The sequence below is a fragment of the Wolbachia endosymbiont of Tuta absoluta genome (assembly GCF_059414725.1).
Genome location: NZ_JBNRJY010000335.1, coordinates 1 through 692, shown reverse-complemented (window position 1 = coordinate 692; position 692 = coordinate 1). Strand labels below are relative to the sequence as shown.

At 62.6% G+C, this 692-nt stretch carries 1 rRNA gene and 1 pseudogene; both read left to right on the top strand.

Going from position 1 to position 692, the window contains the following annotated elements:
* Positions 1 to 32 precede the first annotated feature (32 nt).
* A pseudogene (locus ACJ5GX_RS03600) lies at positions 33 to 164 on the top strand (biotin carboxylase N-terminal domain-containing protein); the annotation flags it as partial.
* A 203-nt stretch (positions 165 to 367) separates the two neighbouring features.
* Positions 368 to 692: ribosomal RNA gene (locus ACJ5GX_RS03595) — 16S ribosomal RNA — on the top strand; the annotation flags it as partial.

The window sequence follows — 692 nt, the reverse complement described above, 5'->3', positions numbered from 1 at the left end:
GATCGCAGGTGCCGAGGTAATGGTCACGGTGGGTGCGATCGATCATCTCGGCTGCCGAGGTGACCGACGCCGAGGCGATCCACCCTGGCTACGGCTTCCTCTCCGAGAACGCCGACTTTGCCGAGCGCGTGGAAAAGAGCGGCTTCCAGTTCATTGGCCCGACGCCCGAGTCCATCCGCATCATGGGTGACAAGGTTTCGGCCAAGCAGGCGATGATCAAGGCTGGTGTGCCCTGCGTGCCGGGCTCCGATGGCGAGCTGCCGGACGACCCAGCGCTGATCGATCTGCTGCTCGATGTCGCGCGCCAGGGTGCGGAAGGTTTCGGCATGGTGGGCGCGGCGCAGCAGGTTCAGCAGATTCTCGTCATCGTCTTCGGCGGTGGATTGCAGCGCGGCACGGCGCCGCTCCAGGTCGGCCTCAAACTCCTGCGGGTTGAAGCGCTCGTGCATCAGCGCATCGCTGGCCAGCTCGTCGATCGATCTAAGGATGAAAGCAGGGGACCTTCGGGCCTTGCGCTACTAGAGCGGCTGATGGCAGATTAGGTAGTTGGTGGGGTAAAGGCTTACCAAGCCTGCGATCTGTAGCTGGTCTGAGAGGACGACCAGCCACACTGGGACTGAGACACGGCCCAGACTCCTACGGGAGGCAGCAGTGGGGAATTTTGGACAATGGGCGAAAGCCTGATCGATCAA